The organism is Streptomyces sp. NPDC087428 (assembly GCF_044744085.1).
Classification (GTDB): domain Bacteria; phylum Actinomycetota; class Actinomycetes; order Streptomycetales; family Streptomycetaceae; genus Streptomyces.
The window spans coordinates 305,396-322,794 of the sequence record NZ_JBIUXR010000004.1 but is presented as its reverse complement, the minus strand read 5'-3'; the positions used below and the strand labels follow the sequence as shown (position 1 = coordinate 322,794).

The 17,399-nt window shown below is 71.4% G+C and carries 15 protein-coding genes and 2 riboswitches; of the genes, 8 read left to right on the top strand and 7 right to left on the bottom strand.

The annotated features are described in order from the left end of the window. Positions 1-38: 38 nt before the first annotated feature. The 5 genes from abc-f to ACIO3R_RS10930 form a co-directional block, all read right to left on the bottom strand. Positions 39-1,673, bottom strand: a complete 1,635-nt coding sequence (abc-f, locus tag ACIO3R_RS10950) for a ribosomal protection-like ABC-F family protein (RefSeq protein WP_402105124.1) — start codon at positions 1,671-1,673, stop codon at positions 39-41. 255 nt (positions 1,674-1,928) lie between these two features. After that, positions 1,929-3,197: a VWA-like domain-containing protein gene (locus ACIO3R_RS10945; RefSeq protein ID WP_402105123.1), complete on the bottom strand. Its 1,269-nt coding sequence runs from the start codon at positions 3,195-3,197 to the stop codon at positions 1,929-1,931. Continuing rightward, positions 3,194-4,459, bottom strand: coding sequence for an AAA family ATPase (locus tag ACIO3R_RS10940; RefSeq protein WP_402105122.1), 1,266 nt, complete (start codon positions 4,457-4,459; stop codon positions 3,194-3,196). The genes ACIO3R_RS10945 and ACIO3R_RS10940 overlap by 4 nt, the downstream gene beginning before the upstream one ends. 60 nt (positions 4,460-4,519) lie before the next feature. Then, on the bottom strand, positions 4,520-5,902 hold the full coding sequence (locus ACIO3R_RS10935; protein WP_402105120.1) for a hypothetical protein: 1,383 nt from the start codon (positions 5,900-5,902) through the stop codon (positions 4,520-4,522). A 123-nt stretch (positions 5,903-6,025) separates the two neighbouring features. After that, positions 6,026-6,784, bottom strand: coding sequence for an IclR family transcriptional regulator (locus ACIO3R_RS10930; RefSeq protein WP_402105119.1), 759 nt, complete (start codon positions 6,782-6,784; stop codon positions 6,026-6,028). Positions 6,785-7,067: 283 nt separating this feature from the next. Between ACIO3R_RS10930 and ACIO3R_RS10925 the strand changes: the two genes are divergently transcribed. After that, positions 7,068-7,424 (top strand): VOC family protein, encoded by a 357-nt coding sequence (locus tag ACIO3R_RS10925; RefSeq protein ID WP_385036201.1) that lies wholly within the window; start codon positions 7,068-7,070, stop codon positions 7,422-7,424. 268 nt (positions 7,425-7,692) lie between these two features. Beyond that, positions 7,693-10,077: an ATP-binding cassette domain-containing protein gene (locus ACIO3R_RS10920; RefSeq protein ID WP_402105117.1), complete on the top strand. Its 2,385-nt coding sequence runs from the start codon at positions 7,693-7,695 to the stop codon at positions 10,075-10,077. Between the two features lie 84 nt (positions 10,078-10,161). On the opposite strand, the gene ACIO3R_RS10915 is transcribed toward ACIO3R_RS10920, so the two are convergent. Next, a complete protein-coding gene (locus tag ACIO3R_RS10915; RefSeq protein ID WP_402105115.1) occupies positions 10,162-10,845 on the bottom strand; it encodes a cell envelope biogenesis protein OmpA in 684 nt (227 codons plus the stop codon). 291 nt (positions 10,846-11,136) lie between these two features. Continuing rightward, on the bottom strand, positions 11,137-11,187 hold the full coding sequence (locus ACIO3R_RS10910) for a putative leader peptide (protein ID WP_393063431.1): 51 nt from the start codon (positions 11,185-11,187) through the stop codon (positions 11,137-11,139). A 52-nt stretch (positions 11,188-11,239) separates the two neighbouring features. Then, positions 11,240-11,385: riboswitch (SAM riboswitch) on the bottom strand. Positions 11,386-11,504: 119 nt separating this feature from the next. Further along, positions 11,505-11,647: riboswitch (SAM riboswitch) on the top strand. 340 nt (positions 11,648-11,987) lie between these two features. On the opposite strand from ACIO3R_RS10910, the gene ACIO3R_RS10905 reads away from it, so the two are divergent. The 6 genes from ACIO3R_RS10905 (at position 11,988) to ACIO3R_RS10880 (ending at position 17,397) form a co-directional block, all read left to right on the top strand. Continuing rightward, positions 11,988-12,992 (top strand): amino acid ABC transporter permease, encoded by a 1,005-nt coding sequence (locus tag ACIO3R_RS10905; protein WP_385343274.1) that lies wholly within the window; start codon positions 11,988-11,990, stop codon positions 12,990-12,992. After that, the gene (locus ACIO3R_RS10900) at positions 12,989-13,843 is read left to right on the top strand and encodes an amino acid ABC transporter ATP-binding protein (protein ID WP_385036205.1); all 855 of its coding nucleotides are present in this window, start codon (positions 12,989-12,991) and stop codon (positions 13,841-13,843) included. The genes ACIO3R_RS10905 and ACIO3R_RS10900 overlap by 4 nt, the downstream gene beginning before the upstream one ends. 97 nt (positions 13,844-13,940) lie before the next feature. Beyond that, on the top strand, positions 13,941-14,984 hold the full coding sequence (locus ACIO3R_RS10895; protein ID WP_402105112.1) for a transporter substrate-binding domain-containing protein: 1,044 nt from the start codon (positions 13,941-13,943) through the stop codon (positions 14,982-14,984). 118 nt (positions 14,985-15,102) lie between these two features. After that, positions 15,103-15,873 carry a GNAT family N-acetyltransferase gene (locus ACIO3R_RS10890; protein WP_385036207.1) on the top strand — a complete coding sequence of 257 codons (771 nt, stop codon included), beginning with the start codon at positions 15,103-15,105 and terminating at the stop codon, positions 15,871-15,873. 116 nt (positions 15,874-15,989) lie between these two features. After that, complete coding sequence (locus ACIO3R_RS10885) at positions 15,990-16,106, top strand: putative leader peptide (RefSeq protein WP_385036208.1); 117 nt, start codon at positions 15,990-15,992, stop codon at positions 16,104-16,106. A 76-nt stretch (positions 16,107-16,182) separates the two neighbouring features. Next, positions 16,183-17,397, top strand: coding sequence for an LLM class flavin-dependent oxidoreductase (locus ACIO3R_RS10880; RefSeq protein ID WP_402105111.1), 1,215 nt, complete (start codon positions 16,183-16,185; stop codon positions 17,395-17,397). The last annotated feature ends 2 nt before the right edge of the window (positions 17,398-17,399 follow it).

Sequence of the window (17,399 nt, the reverse complement as noted above, 5' to 3'; positions counted from 1 at the left end):
TCTGCCTCGGGCGCGGGCCAGGACGGCACGTCAGCGGCTCACACCTGCGGAGCCCCGGTCTCCAGCAGCTCGCCGCCGGCCAGTTTCAGCCACCGGTCCACCCCGATCCTGGTGAGGAAGCGCTCGTCGTGGCTGACGACCACGAACGCCCCCCGGTAGGAGCTCAGGGCTCCCTCCAACTGGTCGGCGCTCGTCAGGTCGAGGTTGTTGGTCGGTTCGTCCAGGAGCAGGAGTTGTGGGGCGGGTTCGGCGCACAGGACGCAGGCCAGGGTGGCGCGCAGACGCTCACCACCGGACAGCACCCGGACCGGGAGGTGGGCGCTGTCGCCCCGGAAGAGGAAGCGCGCGAGCAGGTTCATCCGCTCCGCCTCCGCCCGGTGCGGGGCGAACACGGCGAAGTTCTCCGCCACCGTGCGGTCGGGGTCGAGCAGGTCGAGCCGCTGCGACAGATAGGCGATCCGCCCGTCGGACCGCCTGATCCCGCCGCCGTCCAGCTGGAGTTCGCCGTTGATCAGGCGCAGCAGGGTGCTCTTGCCCGCGCCGTTGGGGCCGGTGAGCGCGATGCGTTCGGGGCCCCGGACCGTCAGATCGACACCCTCGCCGGAGAACAGTTCCCGTCCGTCGAGCCGTACCCGCATCCGCTCGGCGAGCAGAACGGTCCGTCCGGCGGGGACGACGGTGTCCGGCAGTTCGAGTGTGATGCGCTGCTCGTCGCGCACCGCGCGACCGGCCTCGTCCAGCCGGGCCCTGGCCTCACCGACCCGGGCGGAGTGGGTCTGCCCGGCCCGGCCCGCGGACTCCTGGGCGCCACGCTTCATCGTCCCGGCGAAGATGCGCGGGAGACCAGCGCTCTTGAGATTGCGGGCGGCGTTGCTCGCCCGGCGCTCGGCGCGTTCGCGGGCCTGCTGCATTTCCCGCTTCTCCCGCTTCAGCTCCTGTTCCGCGTTGCGCACGTTCTTCTCCGCGACCTCCTGCTCGGCCCGCACGGCTTCCTCATAGGCGGTGAAGTTGCCTCCGTAGAAGCGTAGTTCGCCGCTGCCGAGTTCCGCGATGCGGTCCATGCGGTCGAGCAGCGCACGGTCGTGGCTGACGAGCAGCAGCGTGCCGCCCCACGCGTCGAGCACGTCATGGAGCGAGTGCCGGGCATCGACGTCCAGATTGTTGGTCGGCTCGTCGAGCAGCAGCACGTCGGGCCGCTTCAGCAACTGGGCCGCCAGACCGAGGGAGACGGCCTGGCCGCCGCTGAGCGTGCCGATACTCCGGCCGAGGGTGATGCCGGTCAGGCCGAGCCGGTCCAGCTGCGCGCGGGTGCGCTCCTCGATGTCCCAGTCGTCCCCGATGACCGCGAAGTGGTCCTCGCTCACATCGCCGGATTCGACGGCGTCGAGGGCGCGGATCACCGCGTCGACCCCCAGGACCTCTGCCACGGTCGGATCGCCGGTCAGGGGGAGGGTCTGCGGGAGGTAGCCGATCGTGCCGCCGACGGAGACGGAGCCCGAGGTCGGGCCGAGTTCACCGGCGATCAGCTTGAGCAGAGTGCTCTTGCCGGACCCGTTGGGGGCGACGAGGCCCGTACGGCCGCTCCCCACGGTGAAGGACAGGTCATGGAGAACAGGGGTGTCGTCGGGCCAGGAGAAAGAAAGGCCGGAGCAGATGATGGGAGCGTCGGACATGCGCAAGACCTCGCGTGTGAACCGGGGCGGCACGGAGTGCGGCCCCGGAGGAGTGGACAGAGGGAACAACGACATGGCCACTGCGGCGGCGCTCCTGGGCGCCTGCCGGTGGCCGGTCAGCTCCGGGTATCACCCGGAGATGTCGTCGTCACCCGCCATGTCTGATCTCCTCCGTACACGCTGAACGGCGTGACCACATTAACAGGCGGGCCACGACTGGACCTTCCGTGAGCGGCTCCGCCCGCTTCCGGCGGCTCACCGGCTGCCGGGCGCCGAACCGATGACCACCGTGCGCGCCCACTCGGGCGGGGTGTCCGGCACGTAGTCGGGATGGTCCTCGCTCCACGACCCGCGTGCGTGCCGCCGCGGGAACAGACCCACCACCGTCCGGCACCCCGGTCGCGCCGAGGGCCAGGGCGTCTGCCCGTCCGTGAGGACCACCACGACGTCCGGACGGGGCCGAGCCCGCAGCGCCTTGGTGAAGCCCGAGCGCAGATCCGTACCCCCGCCTCCCACCAGGGGGATTCCCTCGGCACGGCACAGCGGGTGCACGACCCCGGCGGCCGCGTCGCACGACAGGACGGTGACCAGGTCACGGCGGCCGCCCACGGCACGGGCGATCGAGGCGACCTCAAGGAGCGCGCTGCCCAGTTCGGCGTCACTGACCGAACCCGAGGTGTCGATGATCACGGAGACCCGGGGCGGTCGGCGGCGGAGGCTCGGCAGAACGGCGCCGGGCACCCCGGCCGAGCGCCGGGACGGGCGGCCGTAGCTGTAGTCCTGGCCGGCACCGGACCCCGAGGCCGCCGAGCGCACGGCCGCCCCCAGCAGGTCCCGCCACGCCTGCGGCGGGTGGAACGCCTCCTGCGCCCACCGCTGCCAGCCCTTGGGCGCGTCCCCCGGCCGGCCGGTGATGCCCTGGGCCACCCGGAACCGGACCGCGTCCCGTTCCTGCGCGCTGAGTCCGTGCGCGCCGTCCGGTCCCAGGTCCCACTCCCTCTCCAGCCCGTCGGCGCCGCTGCCGCAGTCCAGCCAGGCGAGGCTCTGGGTGTGCGGCCCGAGCCGGAACTGCCGCAGGTAGTCCTCCATGAGCTTCCCCTCGGGGAGTCCCAGGGCCTTCGGGTCGACTGCCCCCTCGGGCCGGGCCAGGCCCTCGCCGAACACGTCGTCGTTGATCTCGCAGTCCGCGGCGATGTTCATCCGCAGTCGCTCCCCGGGGCCGGTCAGCCCCTGGTCCCGCGCGACCCGGTCGCCGCGCCCGTGATGGTCGCGCAGCAGATGCGAGACCTCGTGCACCCACACCCCGGCCAGCTCCTCCACCGGGGTCGCCACCACGAAGGCGGGGGAGACGTAGCACCGCCAGTGCCGGTCGACGGCCATGGTCGGCACCCGACGCGACTCGACGGTGTGCAGCGCGAACAGCGCCGTCGCCAAGTAGGGGCGCACCCGGGCGGCGTGCAGCCGGGCGGCGAAGAGCTTGTCGAGGTCCAGTGGTTCCGGCGCGGCCGGCGGTCCGGGTGTCATCGGCGGGCCTGCGCGGCGGCGGTCCGGGTCGCCGCCCGGTCCGCCCGCCGGGACAGCGACACGACCCCGGCCAGCTGCTCGATCGACGCGGGAACGTCCCAGTCCTCCTGGCGCAGCGAGGCGAGTGTGGTCGCGGGAACGACCACCAGATCCGGGGCCCCGTCCTCCAGCGCCCGGACCAGGAGCGCCCACGCCGCGTCCCAGCGGGACTTCTCCGGACGGTTGCGGACCGCCGCCACCACACCGTCTAGCACGGCCTGACGCAGATCCCCCCGCTCGGGCAGGTCCGCGTGTGCCGGGTCGGCGAGCAGGGTCTCGGGGTCGGGGAGGTCCATCCGGTCCAGACTCGCCAGCAGCTCCAGCCCCGGACCGTCCCCCACCGTCCCTCTGACCAGTTCGGAGAGCACCTCGCGGGAGGAACCGGCCGCGGTCGCGAAGGCGATCAGTGACAGCGTCATGTCCCAGCTCCGGGGCGACGGCCAAGGGCCGCCCCGGCGAGCCTCGTTGCTGGGCAGCCGGTGCACGAGCGCGGGGCGGGCGGAGAGCAGCCCGCACACCGCACGGCGGGCGAAGTCCACCGCTTCCGGCAGCCGCTCCGGGGCGAGCCGCGGCAGTGTCGCGCGGGGCCAGGTCCCACCGAGGCCGCGTACCACGACCTCGTGATCGTGCGTCCACTGGAGGTGGACGAACCGGTTGGCCAGGGGAGGGCTCAGCTCCCAGCCGTCGGCGGCCGATGACCGCGGATTGGCGGCCGCCACGATCCGTACCTCGGGAGGCAGCCGCAGGGAGCCGATCCGCCGTTCGAGGACGAGCCGGAGCAGGGCGGCCTGAACAGCCGGGGGCGCGGTGGACAGTTCGTCCAGGAACAGCAGCCCGCGGCCGGCCCGTACGAGTCGCACGGCCCAGTCCGGCGGGGCCATCGGAACACCCTGTTCCGCGGGATCGTCCCCGACGACGGGCAGCCCCGAGAAGTCGGACGGCTCGTGCACGCTGGCGATGACGGTGGTCAGCGGCAGGTCCAGGGCCGCGGCCAGTTGGGTCAGGGCAGCGGTCTTCCCGATTCCCGGCTCACCCCACAGGATCACCGGCAGGTCGGCGGCCACGGCCAGCGTCAGGGCCTCCAGCTGGGTGTCGGGGCGGGGTTCGGTGCCGGTGTCGCGCAGCAGCGCCAGCAACTCACCGGCGACGTCGAGTTGACGGATCCGGGAGGTGGCCGGCTGTGCGGGGGCAGCGGTCGTTGCGAACGGGGTGTATGCGGGCATGTCTGATCACCTATGGGGTTCGTGGTGGGGCGAGCGGGCGCGGAGGGCAGGGCCCCCGGGTCAGTGGAAGGCGGCGAGGCGCGGGCGGGAGACGTGGTCACGGGAGCGGAGCCGGTCCGCGGGGACCCCGTCGGGCCCGGAGCGGCCTCCGGTCAGGCCTGCCCTGAACAGTCCGTGGGTGACCCGCCGTAGCGCGGCCGCCTCCAGTTCGTCCCGCAGCGCGCCGTTGCGCAGCACCGCGTCGGGGCCGAGCAGGCCCTCGACGACGGCCAGTGCTCCGGCGATGTCGCCATGGACCAGCCGTTCCCGGACACCGGCGAGGCAGTGCGGATGACGGTGCGCCTCGTCGATGGCGCGCAGGCAGGGGAGCGGAGTGCCGGTCAGGGCGACCAGCAGTTCCTCGCGGCGGATCTCGGCCGGGTCGTGGTCGAGTGGCACCAGCACCCCGTTGACCAGCCCGATCCGGTGCCGGTCTCCCCGGCACTCCACGGGGCGCGGTGATCCCGCCGGGTCCGGTTCCCGGTCGGGGCCGGGCGGTGAGTGGTCCGGTGCCAGGGCCGAGGCGACCAGCGGGTGCAGCCGGCCGGCGTCGATCGCACCGGCGCGGAGCAGCTCAAGGTCGGGCGGCACCCAGGTCGCCGCGTCGGGCAGGACCGGCAGTGCGGCGGCGCCCCCGTCCGAGGGCGCGGCCGAGATCCGCAGGGCGGGTGGCCCGTGGCCGTCCACGACCGGTTCCAGGAGCAGCCGGTGCCGGGCCCCGCACCGCACGGTGACGGGACCGGTGGGCAGCCCCTCGGCACGGAGCAGTATCGCGGCCTCCGCCGCCCACCGGTCGACGGCGGCGCGGTGCAGCCGCGGGTTCGGTGCGGGAGGGCCGTCGGCGGGCGGCCGGTCGGCCCCGGAGCGGGTCCGCAGCTCGTCGGCCCGGCGCGCGTCCCACAGGTGGCGGTGCAGGTCGAGGCGGAACCGCCGGTGGGGATGGGGGTGCGGGTGCCGGCGCGTACCGGCATCGGAGAGGGATCCGTCCCACAGGGCGAGGCTGAGCCGTTGACCGCCGTCCGCCCAGGCCGGTGGGGTCCGGACCACGAGTCGCACCGGGCGCGGACTGTCACGGCCCCCGGTGTCGTACCGGGCCAGGGCGATGGTCAGCCCGGGGCGCAGCAACCCGTCAGGAGCGATTCTCGGCAGGTGCCAGCGCAACAGGTCGGGTGCCAGGTGCCGGAGATCGGCCCGGATCAGGGCCGCGAGTTCACGGCCGTGAGCGCGTGCCACGGAACGCAGATTCAGATCGGTGTCGATGCCCGCGGCGGCACATGCCCCTGCCCAGTCCCCGGTGGAACGACGGGCGGTCGCGGTCTCGATCATGGAGGGCGGCACGGCGAACTCACGCACACGCAGCCAGTAGGAAAAACGGGAATCCCGGTTCGCGGTCTCGGTGAGCATCAGCACTCACCTTGCGCGGACGGGTCCCCCAATCTGTGAACAGAGTGAGTCATCATCGCGATGATCATATCGCTCCCGGCGGTGAACTTCCAGAGTTCAGGTCGAACTGCCGCGCGCCTGGGCTCAGTCGGGGAGCGAGAGCCCCATGGTCACACGCAGCGCCGACGACAGCAGCCCGGCACGGACCCGGGAGGTCCGGTACATCCGGTCGGACCGGAAGGAGATGCCGAGCGAGCCGATCCGGTCACCGCTGTAGACGGGCACGGCGACACACGTCGTACCCCGGGCGTACTCCTCCCGGTCCATGACGACCGGCGCCGCCGGTGCGGAGTCGAGCTGCCGCAACAACTCCTCACGGCGCGTGATGGTGCGGGGCGTGAGATCGGTCAGTGAGTGCCGGGAGAAATACTCGGCGCGTGCCTTCCCGTCCAGTTCACGCAGCACGCTCTTCCCGAGAGCCGTGGCGTGTCCGGCGTCCTGGAATCCGACCCAGAGGTCCACGCGCGGCGCCCGAGCGCTGTCGACGATCTCCATGACACGGATCTCGCCCTCCTCGTACAGCGTCAGGTAGACCGCCGCAGAGAGGTCGTTCCGCAAGGACGTCAGGACGGGCCGGACACGGTTGAGGAGCCCCTGCCCGTCCTGCCCGGCACCCAGGGAGGAGCGCGCGGGGGAAAAAGCGAAAGCCCCGCTGTCCAGCTCGGTGAGGTAACCGTCCCGCACGAGCGTCTTCAGCAGCCGCTGGACGGTGGCCGGGGGCAGCCCGGACTCCTTGGCCAACTGGTGCACCGAGGCTTCCGCCCCGTGCGCCCCTGCCGCCTCCAACACTCGGAGAGCACGCTCGACGTACGCGGCGACCTCGGGCCCGGCCTCGTCACCCATGCCCATAAGCATGGACCCGGCGCCGGAAGGCAGCAATACGTCCTGTGCACGGCCCTGAGAGTCCCGCGGTCCCGGGCCGACCGGACCGATCAGGAATGGAGAAGCGCGGTCACCGAGCCGCGGCTAGCGTGATGGCCAGGCACCGAGCAGCCAGGCACCGAGTGTCCGGACGACGAGTCCCCCGACAGGCACCGGAGCCCGGCCGCCGACGCCGCGCCTCGCCATCGGCTCGGCGCCACCGTCCGCACCGGGCCGATATGCCCCACGAACCACAGGAGCGATCATGACCAGCTCGACCACCCAGGGAATCAAGACCGTGCTGCACCCCGTGTCCGACCTGGCGGCGGCCAAGGCGGTGTACACGGCGCTGCTCGGTGTACAGCCGCAGGCCGACGAGTCCTACTACGTGGGCTTCGAGGCCGGGGGCCAGCACATCGGGCTGGTGCCGGCCGGGGCACAGCAGGGCATGACCTCACCCGTGGCGTACTGGCACGTGCCGGACATCGAGGCGAAGCTGGCCGAGGTCACCGCCGCGGGCGCCACCGTGAAGGACCCCGCGCACGATGTCGGCGGCGGGCGCCTGGTGGCCACCGTCACCGACCCCGACGGCAACGTGCTGGGGCTGCTGCAGGACAGCTGAGACCCGAACCGCCGGCCAGTTGTCCACGGGGTGTCCGTCACCGCGGGCGGACGCGCGACAGGGTGCCGCCAGCGGTCCGGCGGCCATGGCTCTCCCGCACCCGATGACCGGGCCACGACACGACCCGGCGGGCAGCGGACCGTTGCCACAGCCCGCACCGACGAAGTAGAACGTGGGTACCGCCCTCAGCTACTCGGATCGAGCCGGACGACGCCGACGGGGACCACCATCACGGCCCCGACCGACAGACAGATGGAGAACGATAAGCATGGCCACCAGGACGGACGCGCAGTCGCCCGCGCCGCACCCAGCCGACATCCACGATGTGATCCGTGTGCACGGCGCGCGCGTGAACAACCTCAAGGACGTCAGCATCGAGATCCCGAAGCGGCGGCTCACGGTCTTCACCGGCGTCTCCGGCTCTGGCAAGACCTCGCTGGTGTTCAACACGATCGCCGCGGAGTCGCAGCGGCTGATCAACGAGACCTACAGCGCCTTCGTGCAGGGCTTCATGCCGACGCTCGCACGGCCCGAGGTCGATGTCCTGGACGGGCTGACCACCGCGATCATCGTCGACCAGCAGAGGCTGGGAGCCGATCCGCGCTCCACGGTCGGCACGGTGACCGACGCCAACGCGATGCTGCGCATCCTCTTCAGCCGGCTCGGGAAGCCGCACATCGGCCCGCCCGGCGCCTACGCCTTCAACGTCCCCTCGGTCCGGGCCAGCGGTGCCATCACCGTCGAGCGCGGTGCCAAGAAGGCGGTGAAGGCCACCTTCAACCGCACGGGCGGCATGTGCACGCGCTGCGAGGGCCGGGGCAACGTCTCCGACATCGACCTCACCCAGCTCTACGACGACTCCAAGTCGCTCGCCGAGGGCGCCTTCACCATCCCCGGCTGGAAGTCCGACAGCTTCTGGACCGCCCGCGTCTACACGGAATCGGGCTTCCTCGACCCGGACAAGCCGATCCGCGAGTACACCAAGAAGGAGATGCAGGACTTCCTCTACCGGGAGCCGACCAAGGTCAAGGTCGAAGGCGTCACCCTCACCTACGAGGGACTCGTCCCCCGGATCCAGAAGTCGTTCCTGTCCAAGGACAAGGAAGCGCTGCAACCCCACATCCGGGCGTTCGTGGAGCGGGCGGTCACCTTCACCACCTGCCCCGAGTGCGAGGGCACCCGGCTCAGCGAGGGGGCCAGATCGTCGAAGATCAACCGGATCAGTATCGCCGACGCCTGCGCGATGCAGACCAGTGACCTGGCCGCCTGGATCCGTGACCTCGACGAACCGTCGGTGGCACCCCTGCTCACCGCGCTGGGGCAGACCCTCGACTCGTTCGTGGAGATCGGACTCGGCTACCTCGCGCTCGACCGGCCGTCGGGCACGCTGTCGGGCGGCGAGGCACAGCGCGTCAAGATGATCCGCCATCTCGGATCCTCGCTCACCGACACCACCTACGTCTTCGACGAGCCCACCGCGGGCCTGCACCCCCACGACATCCAGCGGATGAACAACCTGCTGCTGCGCCTGCGGGACAAGGGCAACACGGTGCTCGTCGTGGAGCACAAGCCGGAGACGATCGCGATCGCCGACCACATCGTCGACCTCGGCCCCGGCGCCGGAACAGCGGGCGGAACCGTCTGCTTCGAGGGCGGTGTCGAGGGACTGCGGGCCGGGGACACCGTCACAGGCCGCCATTTCGACGACCGGGCGACCCTCAAGGACACCCTGCGCAAGCCCACCGGCTCGCTGGAGATCCGCGGCGCGCAGGCGAACAACCTGCGCGACGTCGACGTCGACATCCCGCTCGGGGTCCTCACCGTCGTCACCGGCGTCGCCGGCTCCGGCAAGAGCTCCCTGATCCACGGCTCGGTCTCCGGCCTGGACGGGGTGGTGTCGATCGACCAGGGCGCGATCCGCGGCTCGCGACGGAGCAACCCCGCGACGTACACCGGACTGCTCGACCCGATCCGCAAGGCGTTCGCCAGGGCCAACGACGTGAAACCGGGCCTGTTCAGCGCCAACTCCGAGGGCGCCTGCCCCGGTTGCAACGGTGCCGGCGTCATCTACAGCGACCTCGCGATGATGGCGGGTGTCTCCACCGTCTGCGAGGAGTGCGAGGGCAAGCGGTTCCAGGCCTCGGTGCTCGAATACCACCTCGGCGGCCGCGACATCAGCGAGGTGCTCGCCATGTCGGTGACGGAGGCCGAGGAGTTCTTCGGCGACGGCGAGGCGCGCACACCGGCCGCGCACCGCGTCCTGGGCCGGCTCGCCGACGTCGGGCTCGGCTACCTCAGCCTCGGCCAGCCGCTCACCACGCTCTCCGGCGGTGAGCGGCAACGGCTCAAGCTGGCCACGCACATGGGTGAGAAGGGTGGCATCCTCGTCCTCGACGAGCCGACCACCGGCCTTCACCTCGCCGACGTCGAGCAACTGCTCGGCCTGCTCGACCGGCTCGTGGACTCCGGTAAGTCGGTCATCGTGATCGAGCACCACCAGGCGGTCATGGCGCACGCCGACTGGATCGTCGACCTCGGCCCCGGCGCCGGCCACGACGGCGGCAGGCTCGTCTTCGAGGGCACCCCCGCCGACCTCGTGGCCGACCGCTCCACCCTCACCGGCGAGCACCTCGCGGCCTACGTCGGCGCCTGAGGGAGCCGTTGAACAAGAAGTCGACCTGAACGCTGTGTTGAACGAGGTGTGCACCGGGGCCTTCACCGGCCCCGGTGCCCCCGACTACGCGAGCCGGGGGCCGTCGTCCTGCTCCGGCACGTCGGGGAAGGCGGCGTTGTCGCGGAGGCGGCTCACGTACTCCTGGAGCCGAGGGCGGTCGTCGAGTGAGGCCGGGCCGAGACGGACGAGCGCCACCCACAGGTCCACATCCGCGGCCGTCAGCTCCGCGCCCAGTGCGTAAGGCCGCAGGGCGAGAGGGTGATCCAGCAGGTCCAGCGTTGCCGATCGCTCGGCGGGCCCGGCATCCGGGGTGACGTCGCAGTCCAGCAGGTCACGGAGGGCGTCGATGTCCCCGATGAGGCCCGGCGGGCGCAGAGCGGAGGGGCGGGCCTCGTCATGGCCGGACAGCAGGCCCGCGAGGTCGCGCAGGATGTCGGGGGTGTGGTTGCTGACGATCCGTCCGCTCCACCGGTCGCACAGCGCGGGCGCCGTCAGCGGTCCGTCGTAGTGGTGCACCGTCGCCTCGTACGCGCTGCGCAGCGAGGCGAACGCGCCGGGTGTCTCGGTGGGGCTTCCCAGGATCGTGGTGGCGACCGAGTCCTTGAGGCCGAGCAGGCCGAGAGTGATCGAGATGCGGAGCGAGCGCGGACAACTCGCCGACAGGAACAGCTCGTAGCGGTGCGGTGCCGGGTAGAAGCCGCCGGCCAGCCCGACGCCGATCCGGCTGTGGATACGGGAGGGCTGCACGGCAGCCGGGGGACGAGGGTGCGTGGCGCACGGAGCAGGCCCCGGGGAAACCGGGCCGCACGCAATCGAGTTCCCTGTGCCGGAACCCCGCGAACCGGAACCGCGTGAACTGGAACTGCGCGAAACTGTCTCGGGCATGACTCTCCTATGGGAATCCCGGTGGGAATCCCTGCGGGAACGAGGAAGCCACCGCCGCCTTGTGGGCACCAGCGGCCGGATGTGGAACGACTGCGCTCTCGTACCGGTCCGGATGGACCGAGCGGTCCGGTACGCGTCCGGATCTGTCCCGGGCTAGTAAGCGCTGGAGACACGCAGCAGATCGATGTGCAGGCGCCTCGTCAAGCCGTTCCTGGACAATTCCCACCGGTCCCGACTTCGGGGCTCGCGAGACGCGAGACCACGCTTGCCCCGCCACGCCGGCGGGACCCGGTCGTCACCCGGGGCACCCCGTCGCGGTGGAAGGGTTGCCTGCCAGCGGGCCGGGGCCGATAACCGCCTGAGCAGGAGAATCCCGCACCGGAGGCGCTGACAATCGTGACCGTCCATGTCAGTTTCGGTGCGTCACGTGACGCCGTCAAGAAGGCCGCACGGGCCGTCTCGCCTGGTGGTCACCGGCGTTGACATTCGTTTCCGGCCGTGCCTAACTTGCGGCGCGGAACGGTCATGAGCGTCAGCGGAAATCCCTGGTGCGCCGGCCGGCAACCCTCGTACGCGGTGGGGTGCCCAGGTTCGGACCGGACCGGATGACGTTCGGCGGACGTGTAGGCCCCAAGGGGCGGAATGGTGACGGTGAGAGCGATGCACGCAGCTGAGGGGATGGCTGCCTGGCGGTCCCGCGGCCGCGCCCTGCTGCTCTGCGCGGACCGCTCCGTCGACCTTCAGCGCGTCAACAGCGCGCTGTGTACCGCCGCTTCACGCATTCTCTGTCAAGCCTGACGGCATCCCCGGCCTCGCTCTTCCAGGCCTCTTGCCTTCCGGGCCTCTGCTCTCCGCGTTCTTGACGTCCACCGCTGTCGCGGTGCGCCCTCTCCCCGCCCGGCCCCCGTCCCGTGCCGTGTGCCGCGTCCCGCCGATTCGTCCCCGATCGGCGCGGCGTCGCCGCCGTCCGCGGTCCGGACTGTCCGAATCCGCTGGAGCCCTCCGTGAGTGAATCCCCTGGCATCGCTGTGTCCTCCGGATCAGCGCCGCCCGCCGAGGCGGCCCCCCGCCTCCACCCGCCCGCCGCGCCGAAGCCCCTGGCGGCACAGCGGGTCCTTCCCCTGCTGCGCCCCGGCCGCTGGATCATCACAGCCGTCGTCCTCGTGCTGGTCGCCCAGATCATCCACGGCCTGGTGACCAATCCCTTCTACCAGTGGGACCGGTTCTCGTACTGGTTCCTGCGTCCCACGATCCTCGACGGCCTGCTCATCACTCTCGAAGTCACCGTGTACAGCGCCGCTTTGGGTCTGCTCGGCGGCGTGCTTCTGGCGCTGGCCAGGCTCTCCCCGAGCCCCGTGCTGCGTGCGGTCAGCTGGGGCTACACCTGGCTGTTCCGATCGGTGCCGCTGATCGTGGTCCTGCTGTTCCTCTACAACTTCAGCGCGCTCTACCGGACGCTGAGCATCGGAGTGCCGTTCGGCCCGGCGTTCTTCACCTTCGACGAGTCCCGCCTCGCCACCGACATGGCCGTCGCCGTCATCGGCCTGAGCCTCAATGAGGCGGCGTACGCCTCCGAAGTGGTCCGCGGCGGCATCCTCTCCGTCGACCAGGGCCAGCACGAGGCGGCCTCGGCCCTCGGACTCCCGAGGCGCTACCAGTTCGCGAAGATCGTGTTCCCGCAGGCCCTGCGCTCCATCACCCCGAACTACGTCAACCAGCTGATCGGGCTGATCAAGGGCACCTCGCTGGTCTTCTACGTCTCGCTGCTCGACCTGTTCGGCTCCGTGCAGAGCATGGGCAGCAGTTACCCCGGCGACATCGTGCCGCTGCTGCTGGTGGCCACCGTCTGGTACCTGATTCTCACCAGCGTCGTGTCCGTCATCCAGTTCTACGTCGAGCGGTACTACTCGCGGGGCGCGCTGCGCACCCTGCCGCTGACCCCGTTGCAGAAGCTGCGGACCGGCCTCGGTGATCTGCGGGCCCGGGTCCGGAAGGAGACGGCGATATGAGCGCCGAGACGACCGGGAATACCGGGACGGCCGAGAAGGCGGCGGCCGGTACGGCTGGGACGGAGGAGACCGGCGGAGTGCTCGCGGTACGCCCCGCCGCGGTCGAGGTGCACGATGTGCACAAGTGGTACGGAACCCAACGCGTTCTGGAAGGTGTGGCGTTGACGGTGCGCCCCGGCGAGGTCACGGTCGTCCTCGGACCGTCCGGGTCCGGCAAATCCACGCTCCTGCGGGTGATCAACCACCTGGAGAAGCCCGAGATCGGCCATGTCAGCCTGAACGGTGAGCTGATCGGCGTACGCAGACACCGCGGTCGCCTCAAGGAGCTGAGCGAGCGGGCCATCCTGGCGCAGCGCAGCCAGATCGGCTTCGTCTTCCAGAACTTCAATCTCTTCCCGCACCTGACCGTGCTGGACAACGTGGCCGCGGCTCCGGTGGCGACCGGAAAGCTGACCAGGCCGGAGGCGAGGGAACTGGCCCGCGGCCTCCTCGCCCGGGTGGGTCTCGCGGACCGGACCGCCGCCTACCCCCGGCAGTTGTCCGGTGGGCAGCAGCAGCGCGTGGCCATAGCCCGCGCCCTCGCCCTGCGGCCCGGCGTCATCCTCTTCGACGAGCCGACCTCCGCGCTCGACCCCGAGCTGGTCGGCGAGGTGCTGGCCGTGATCAAGGACCTGGCCGGCAGCGGAACCACCCTCCTGGTCGTCACGCACGAGATCGGGTTCGCCCGTGAGGTCGCCGACCGGGTCGTCTTCATGGACGAGGGCCAAATCGTCGAACAGGGCCCGCCCGAGCAGGTGCTGGACCACCCGCAGCACGAGCGGACCAGAGACTTCCTGAGCAAGGTGCTCTGATCCCGGCACCTCTCACCCAACACTTCTGATCCCGTCACCCGCTCCACGGCCAGACCTCATCCGTACGCCCTCACCGCACCCGACAAGGACAGCCACCATGCGCACTCTCACCCGCACCCCCTCTCTCAGCCGCCGCCGCAGATTCCTCCGCGGTGTCACCGCCGCCGCGGCCGTCGCCTCTCTCGCCGCCGGGCTCGCCGCGTGCGGCGGTGCGGGCGACGCCGCGACCAGGACCGACAACGCGCCGGCCGGATCGGTCACCATCGGCGCACTCTCCAACGGCGCGGCCAAGGAGACCCAGCTCAAGGTGTCCGAGGTGAAGTCGATCAGCGCCGGGCTCCCCAAGTCGATCGCCGAGAAAGGCACGTTGGTGATCGGCTTGGGCGCGCTGCCTGCCGGGTACCCTCCGCTGGTATACGTGGGGGAGGACCAGAAGACCTTCACCGGCGCCGAACCCGACCTCGGCCGGCTGATCGCCGCGGTTCTCGGGCTCAGGCCGGAGATGAAGAACTCCACCTGGGAGAACATGTTCGTCGGCATCGACAGCGGCAAGTTCGACGTGGCCCTGTCGAATGTCACCGACACCGAGGAACGCAAGAAGAAGTACGAATTCGCCTCCTACCGGGCGGACAACCTCGCCTTCGAGGCGCTGAAGAAGAGCACCTGGAACTTCGACGGCGACTACCGCAACCTGGCAGGCAAGACCGTCTCCGTCAGCGCCGGCACCAATCAGGAGCGGATCCTGCTGGAGTGGAAGGCGAAGCTGGCGAAGGAGGGCAAGAAGCTCACCGTCAAGTACTACCAGGACGGCAACGCCACGGCCCTGGCGCTGTCCAGCGGGAAGATCGACTCCTCTTTCGGCCCCAATCCCGGTATCGCTTACCACATCACCCAGAACGCCAGGACCACCGCACCCACGCGTAGCGCGGGCCAGTTCTCCGGCGCCGGCGCGACGCTCCAGGGGCTCATCGCCGCCACGTCGAAGAAGGGCAGTGGACTGGCGAAGCCCATCGCCGCCGCGATCAACCACCTGATCAAGAACGGCCAGTACGCCAAGTGGCTCGCCGCCTGGAACCTCTCCGACGAGGCCGTCCCCACCTCCCTGGTCGACCCGCCCGGACTGCCGCTCGACAACTCCTGACCCGCGTCCGCGTTCAGATCCGCATTCACTTCCACGCCCGCGCATCTGCCGCCGGACCGCGCTGCCATGAGCCGCCGCCGTCCCGGCCGCCTTCCGGATACGGAGACCCCGCACCGCCATGTCGACCAGCGTCCATCACGCCCCGCCCCCGGTCCCGACGGAACCGCACATCCTGGACAACGCCGCCTGGGCCGCGCTGAGCGGTCCGCACGCCGGCCTCGCCGAGCGCGTGGGCCGGGCCGCCCGCTACCCCACGGACATCTCCCCGTTCAGCGCCCTCGACGACCCCGCCGACCCCCGGGCCTGGGCCGATCTGGCCGCACTGGTCGGACCCGGCACCGCCACCCCGGTCTCCGGAGCCCTGGAGGTGCCCGACGGCTGGACGATCGAGCGCGGCGGCGACGGCGTTCAGCTCATCGCCACCGCGCTGCACGCCGAACCCGCCCCCGAGGCGGAACGGCTCGGACCCGCCGACGTACCCGAGATCCTCGACCTGGTCGCCCTCACCGAGCCGGGCCCCTTCCTGCCCCGCACCATCGAACTGGGCAGCTACCTGGGCATCCGGGACGGCGGACGGCTGATCGCCCTGGCCGGCGAACGCCTGCGCCCGCCGGGCTGGACGGAGATCAGCGCCGTCTGCACCCACCCGGACCACCGCGGCCGCGGCCTGGCCACCCGGCTGGTCCGCGCGGTCGCGGCGGGCATCAGGGAACGCGGGGACACCCCCTTCCTCCACGCGGCCGCGAGCAACACCCACGCCATCCGGCTCTACGAGTCGATCGGCTTCACCCTGCGCCGCCGCACACGATTCCTGCTCGTGCGCACACCGGACGGGCAGCCGGAAGCACCGCAGGAAAAAGAAGCCGGGCAGCCGGAAGAAACGGCGTAGCCGTGCGGTTGTGCTTGAGAACGACCGAGCGGCGCCCCGAACGGGACCGCGAGCGCGAGGGCGGCGCGGACCCTGGGGTCCGCCGCGCCGGATGGGTGGAGGTGGAGCACGTGCGTATGCCTGCCGTGACCCGCCGCCGCGCCGCGAACACCGCCATGCCCAGCCGCCCGCGGCTGTACTCCCGGCAGCACATCGACCTGTTGCGCGTCGCCGGCGCGCTCTGTTGCTCCTGACCTGTTGCCCTCGCGGCCGCTCCCTGTGTCCGGGGGCCGGCTTCTTCGTACGGTCGATCAGGAAGGCACCTCTCTCGTGTCGTCGTCACCCTCCCCTCTGCATCTCGCCGTGGCCCTGGACGGAGCGGGCTGGCACCCGGCCGCCTGGCGTGAACCCGTCGCCCGCCCCCGTGAACTTCTCACCGCCGCCTACTGGACCGACCTCGTCACCGAGGCCGAACAGGGACTGCTCGACTTCGTGACCATCGAGGACGGGCTCGGCCTCCAGTCCTCGTCCCACGCGGAGCCGGACGGGCGCACCGACCAGGTCCGCGGCCGGCTCGACGCCGTCCTCATCGCCGCTCGGGTCGCCCCGCTGACCCGGCACATCGGCGTGGTGCCGACCGTGGTGGTCACCCACACGGAGCCGTTCCACATATCCAAGGCCATCGCCACCCTCGACTACGTGAGCACCGGACGGGCGGGCCTGCGCCTTCAGGTCACGGCCCGACAGCACGAGGCCGCGCACTTCGGCCGCCGCCGGTTCCCCGCGTTCGGCATCGAGTACTACCGGACCCCCGCCGGACAGGAGCTGGCGGCCGGCCTGTTCGACGAGGCCGCCGACTACGCCGAGGTCGTGCGGCGGCTCTGGGACAGCTGGGAGGACGACGCGGAGATCCGGGACATCGCCACCGGCCGCTTCGTCGACCGGGCGAAGCTGCACTACATCGACTTCGAGGGCACGCACTTCCGCGTGAAGGGCCCCTCGATCACCCCCCGGCCGCCCCAGGGCCAGCCGATCGTCAGCGCGCTGGCCCACGCGACGGCTTCGTACCGGCTGGTGGCCCGCTCCGCCGACATCGGCTACGTGACCCCGCACGATGCCCAGGAGGCCCGTGCCGTCGTCGAGGAGATCCGCGCCGAACAGGCGGCGGCCGGCCGCGCCGACGAGACCCTGCACGTCTTCGGTGACCTGGTGGTCTTCCTGGACGACGACCCCGCCGCGGCCCAGGCCCGCCGGGAACGCCTGGACGACCTCGCCGGCCGGCCGTACACCAGCGACGCCCGGATCTTCACCGGAACGCCCAGCGGGCTCGCCGATCTGCTCCAGGAGCTGGCGGCGGCCGGACTGACCGGCTTCCGGCTGCGTCCCGCCGTGGCCGGCCACGACCTCCCGGCGATCACCCGGCACCTGGTCCCCGAACTCCAGCGCCGTAACGCCTTCCGCCGGGCGTACGAGGCCGACACCCTGCGCGGGCTGCTCGGTCTCGCCCGCCCCGCCAACCGCTACGCCGCCGCCACGACCGCCTGAGC

Bases quoted from the DNA above. Each gene is read 5' to 3' on its own strand.
- abc-f (WP_402105124.1), bottom strand. From the start codon at position 1,673: ATGTCCGACGCTCCCATCATCTGCTCCGGCCTTTCTTTCTCCTGGCCC.
- ACIO3R_RS10945 (WP_402105123.1), bottom strand. From the start codon at position 3,197: ATGACACCCGGACCGCCGGCCGCGCCGGAACCACTGGACCTCGACAAG.
- ACIO3R_RS10940 (WP_402105122.1), bottom strand. From the start codon at position 4,459: ATGCCCGCATACACCCCGTTCGCAACGACCGCTGCCCCCGCACAGCCG.
- ACIO3R_RS10935 (WP_402105120.1), bottom strand. From the start codon at position 5,902: ATGCTCACCGAGACCGCGAACCGGGATTCCCGTTTTTCCTACTGGCTG.
- ACIO3R_RS10930 (WP_402105119.1), bottom strand. From the start codon at position 6,784: ATGGGTGACGAGGCCGGGCCCGAGGTCGCCGCGTACGTCGAGCGTGCT.
- ACIO3R_RS10925 (WP_385036201.1), top strand. From the start codon at position 7,068: ATGACCAGCTCGACCACCCAGGGAATCAAGACCGTGCTGCACCCCGTG.
- ACIO3R_RS10920 (WP_402105117.1), top strand. From the start codon at position 7,693: ATGGCCACCAGGACGGACGCGCAGTCGCCCGCGCCGCACCCAGCCGAC.
- ACIO3R_RS10900 (WP_385036205.1), top strand. From the start codon at position 12,989: ATGAGCGCCGAGACGACCGGGAATACCGGGACGGCCGAGAAGGCGGCG.
- ACIO3R_RS10895 (WP_402105112.1), top strand. From the start codon at position 13,941: ATGCGCACTCTCACCCGCACCCCCTCTCTCAGCCGCCGCCGCAGATTC.
- ACIO3R_RS10890 (WP_385036207.1), top strand. From the start codon at position 15,103: ATGTCGACCAGCGTCCATCACGCCCCGCCCCCGGTCCCGACGGAACCG.
- ACIO3R_RS10885 (WP_385036208.1), top strand. From the start codon at position 15,990: ATGCCTGCCGTGACCCGCCGCCGCGCCGCGAACACCGCCATGCCCAGC.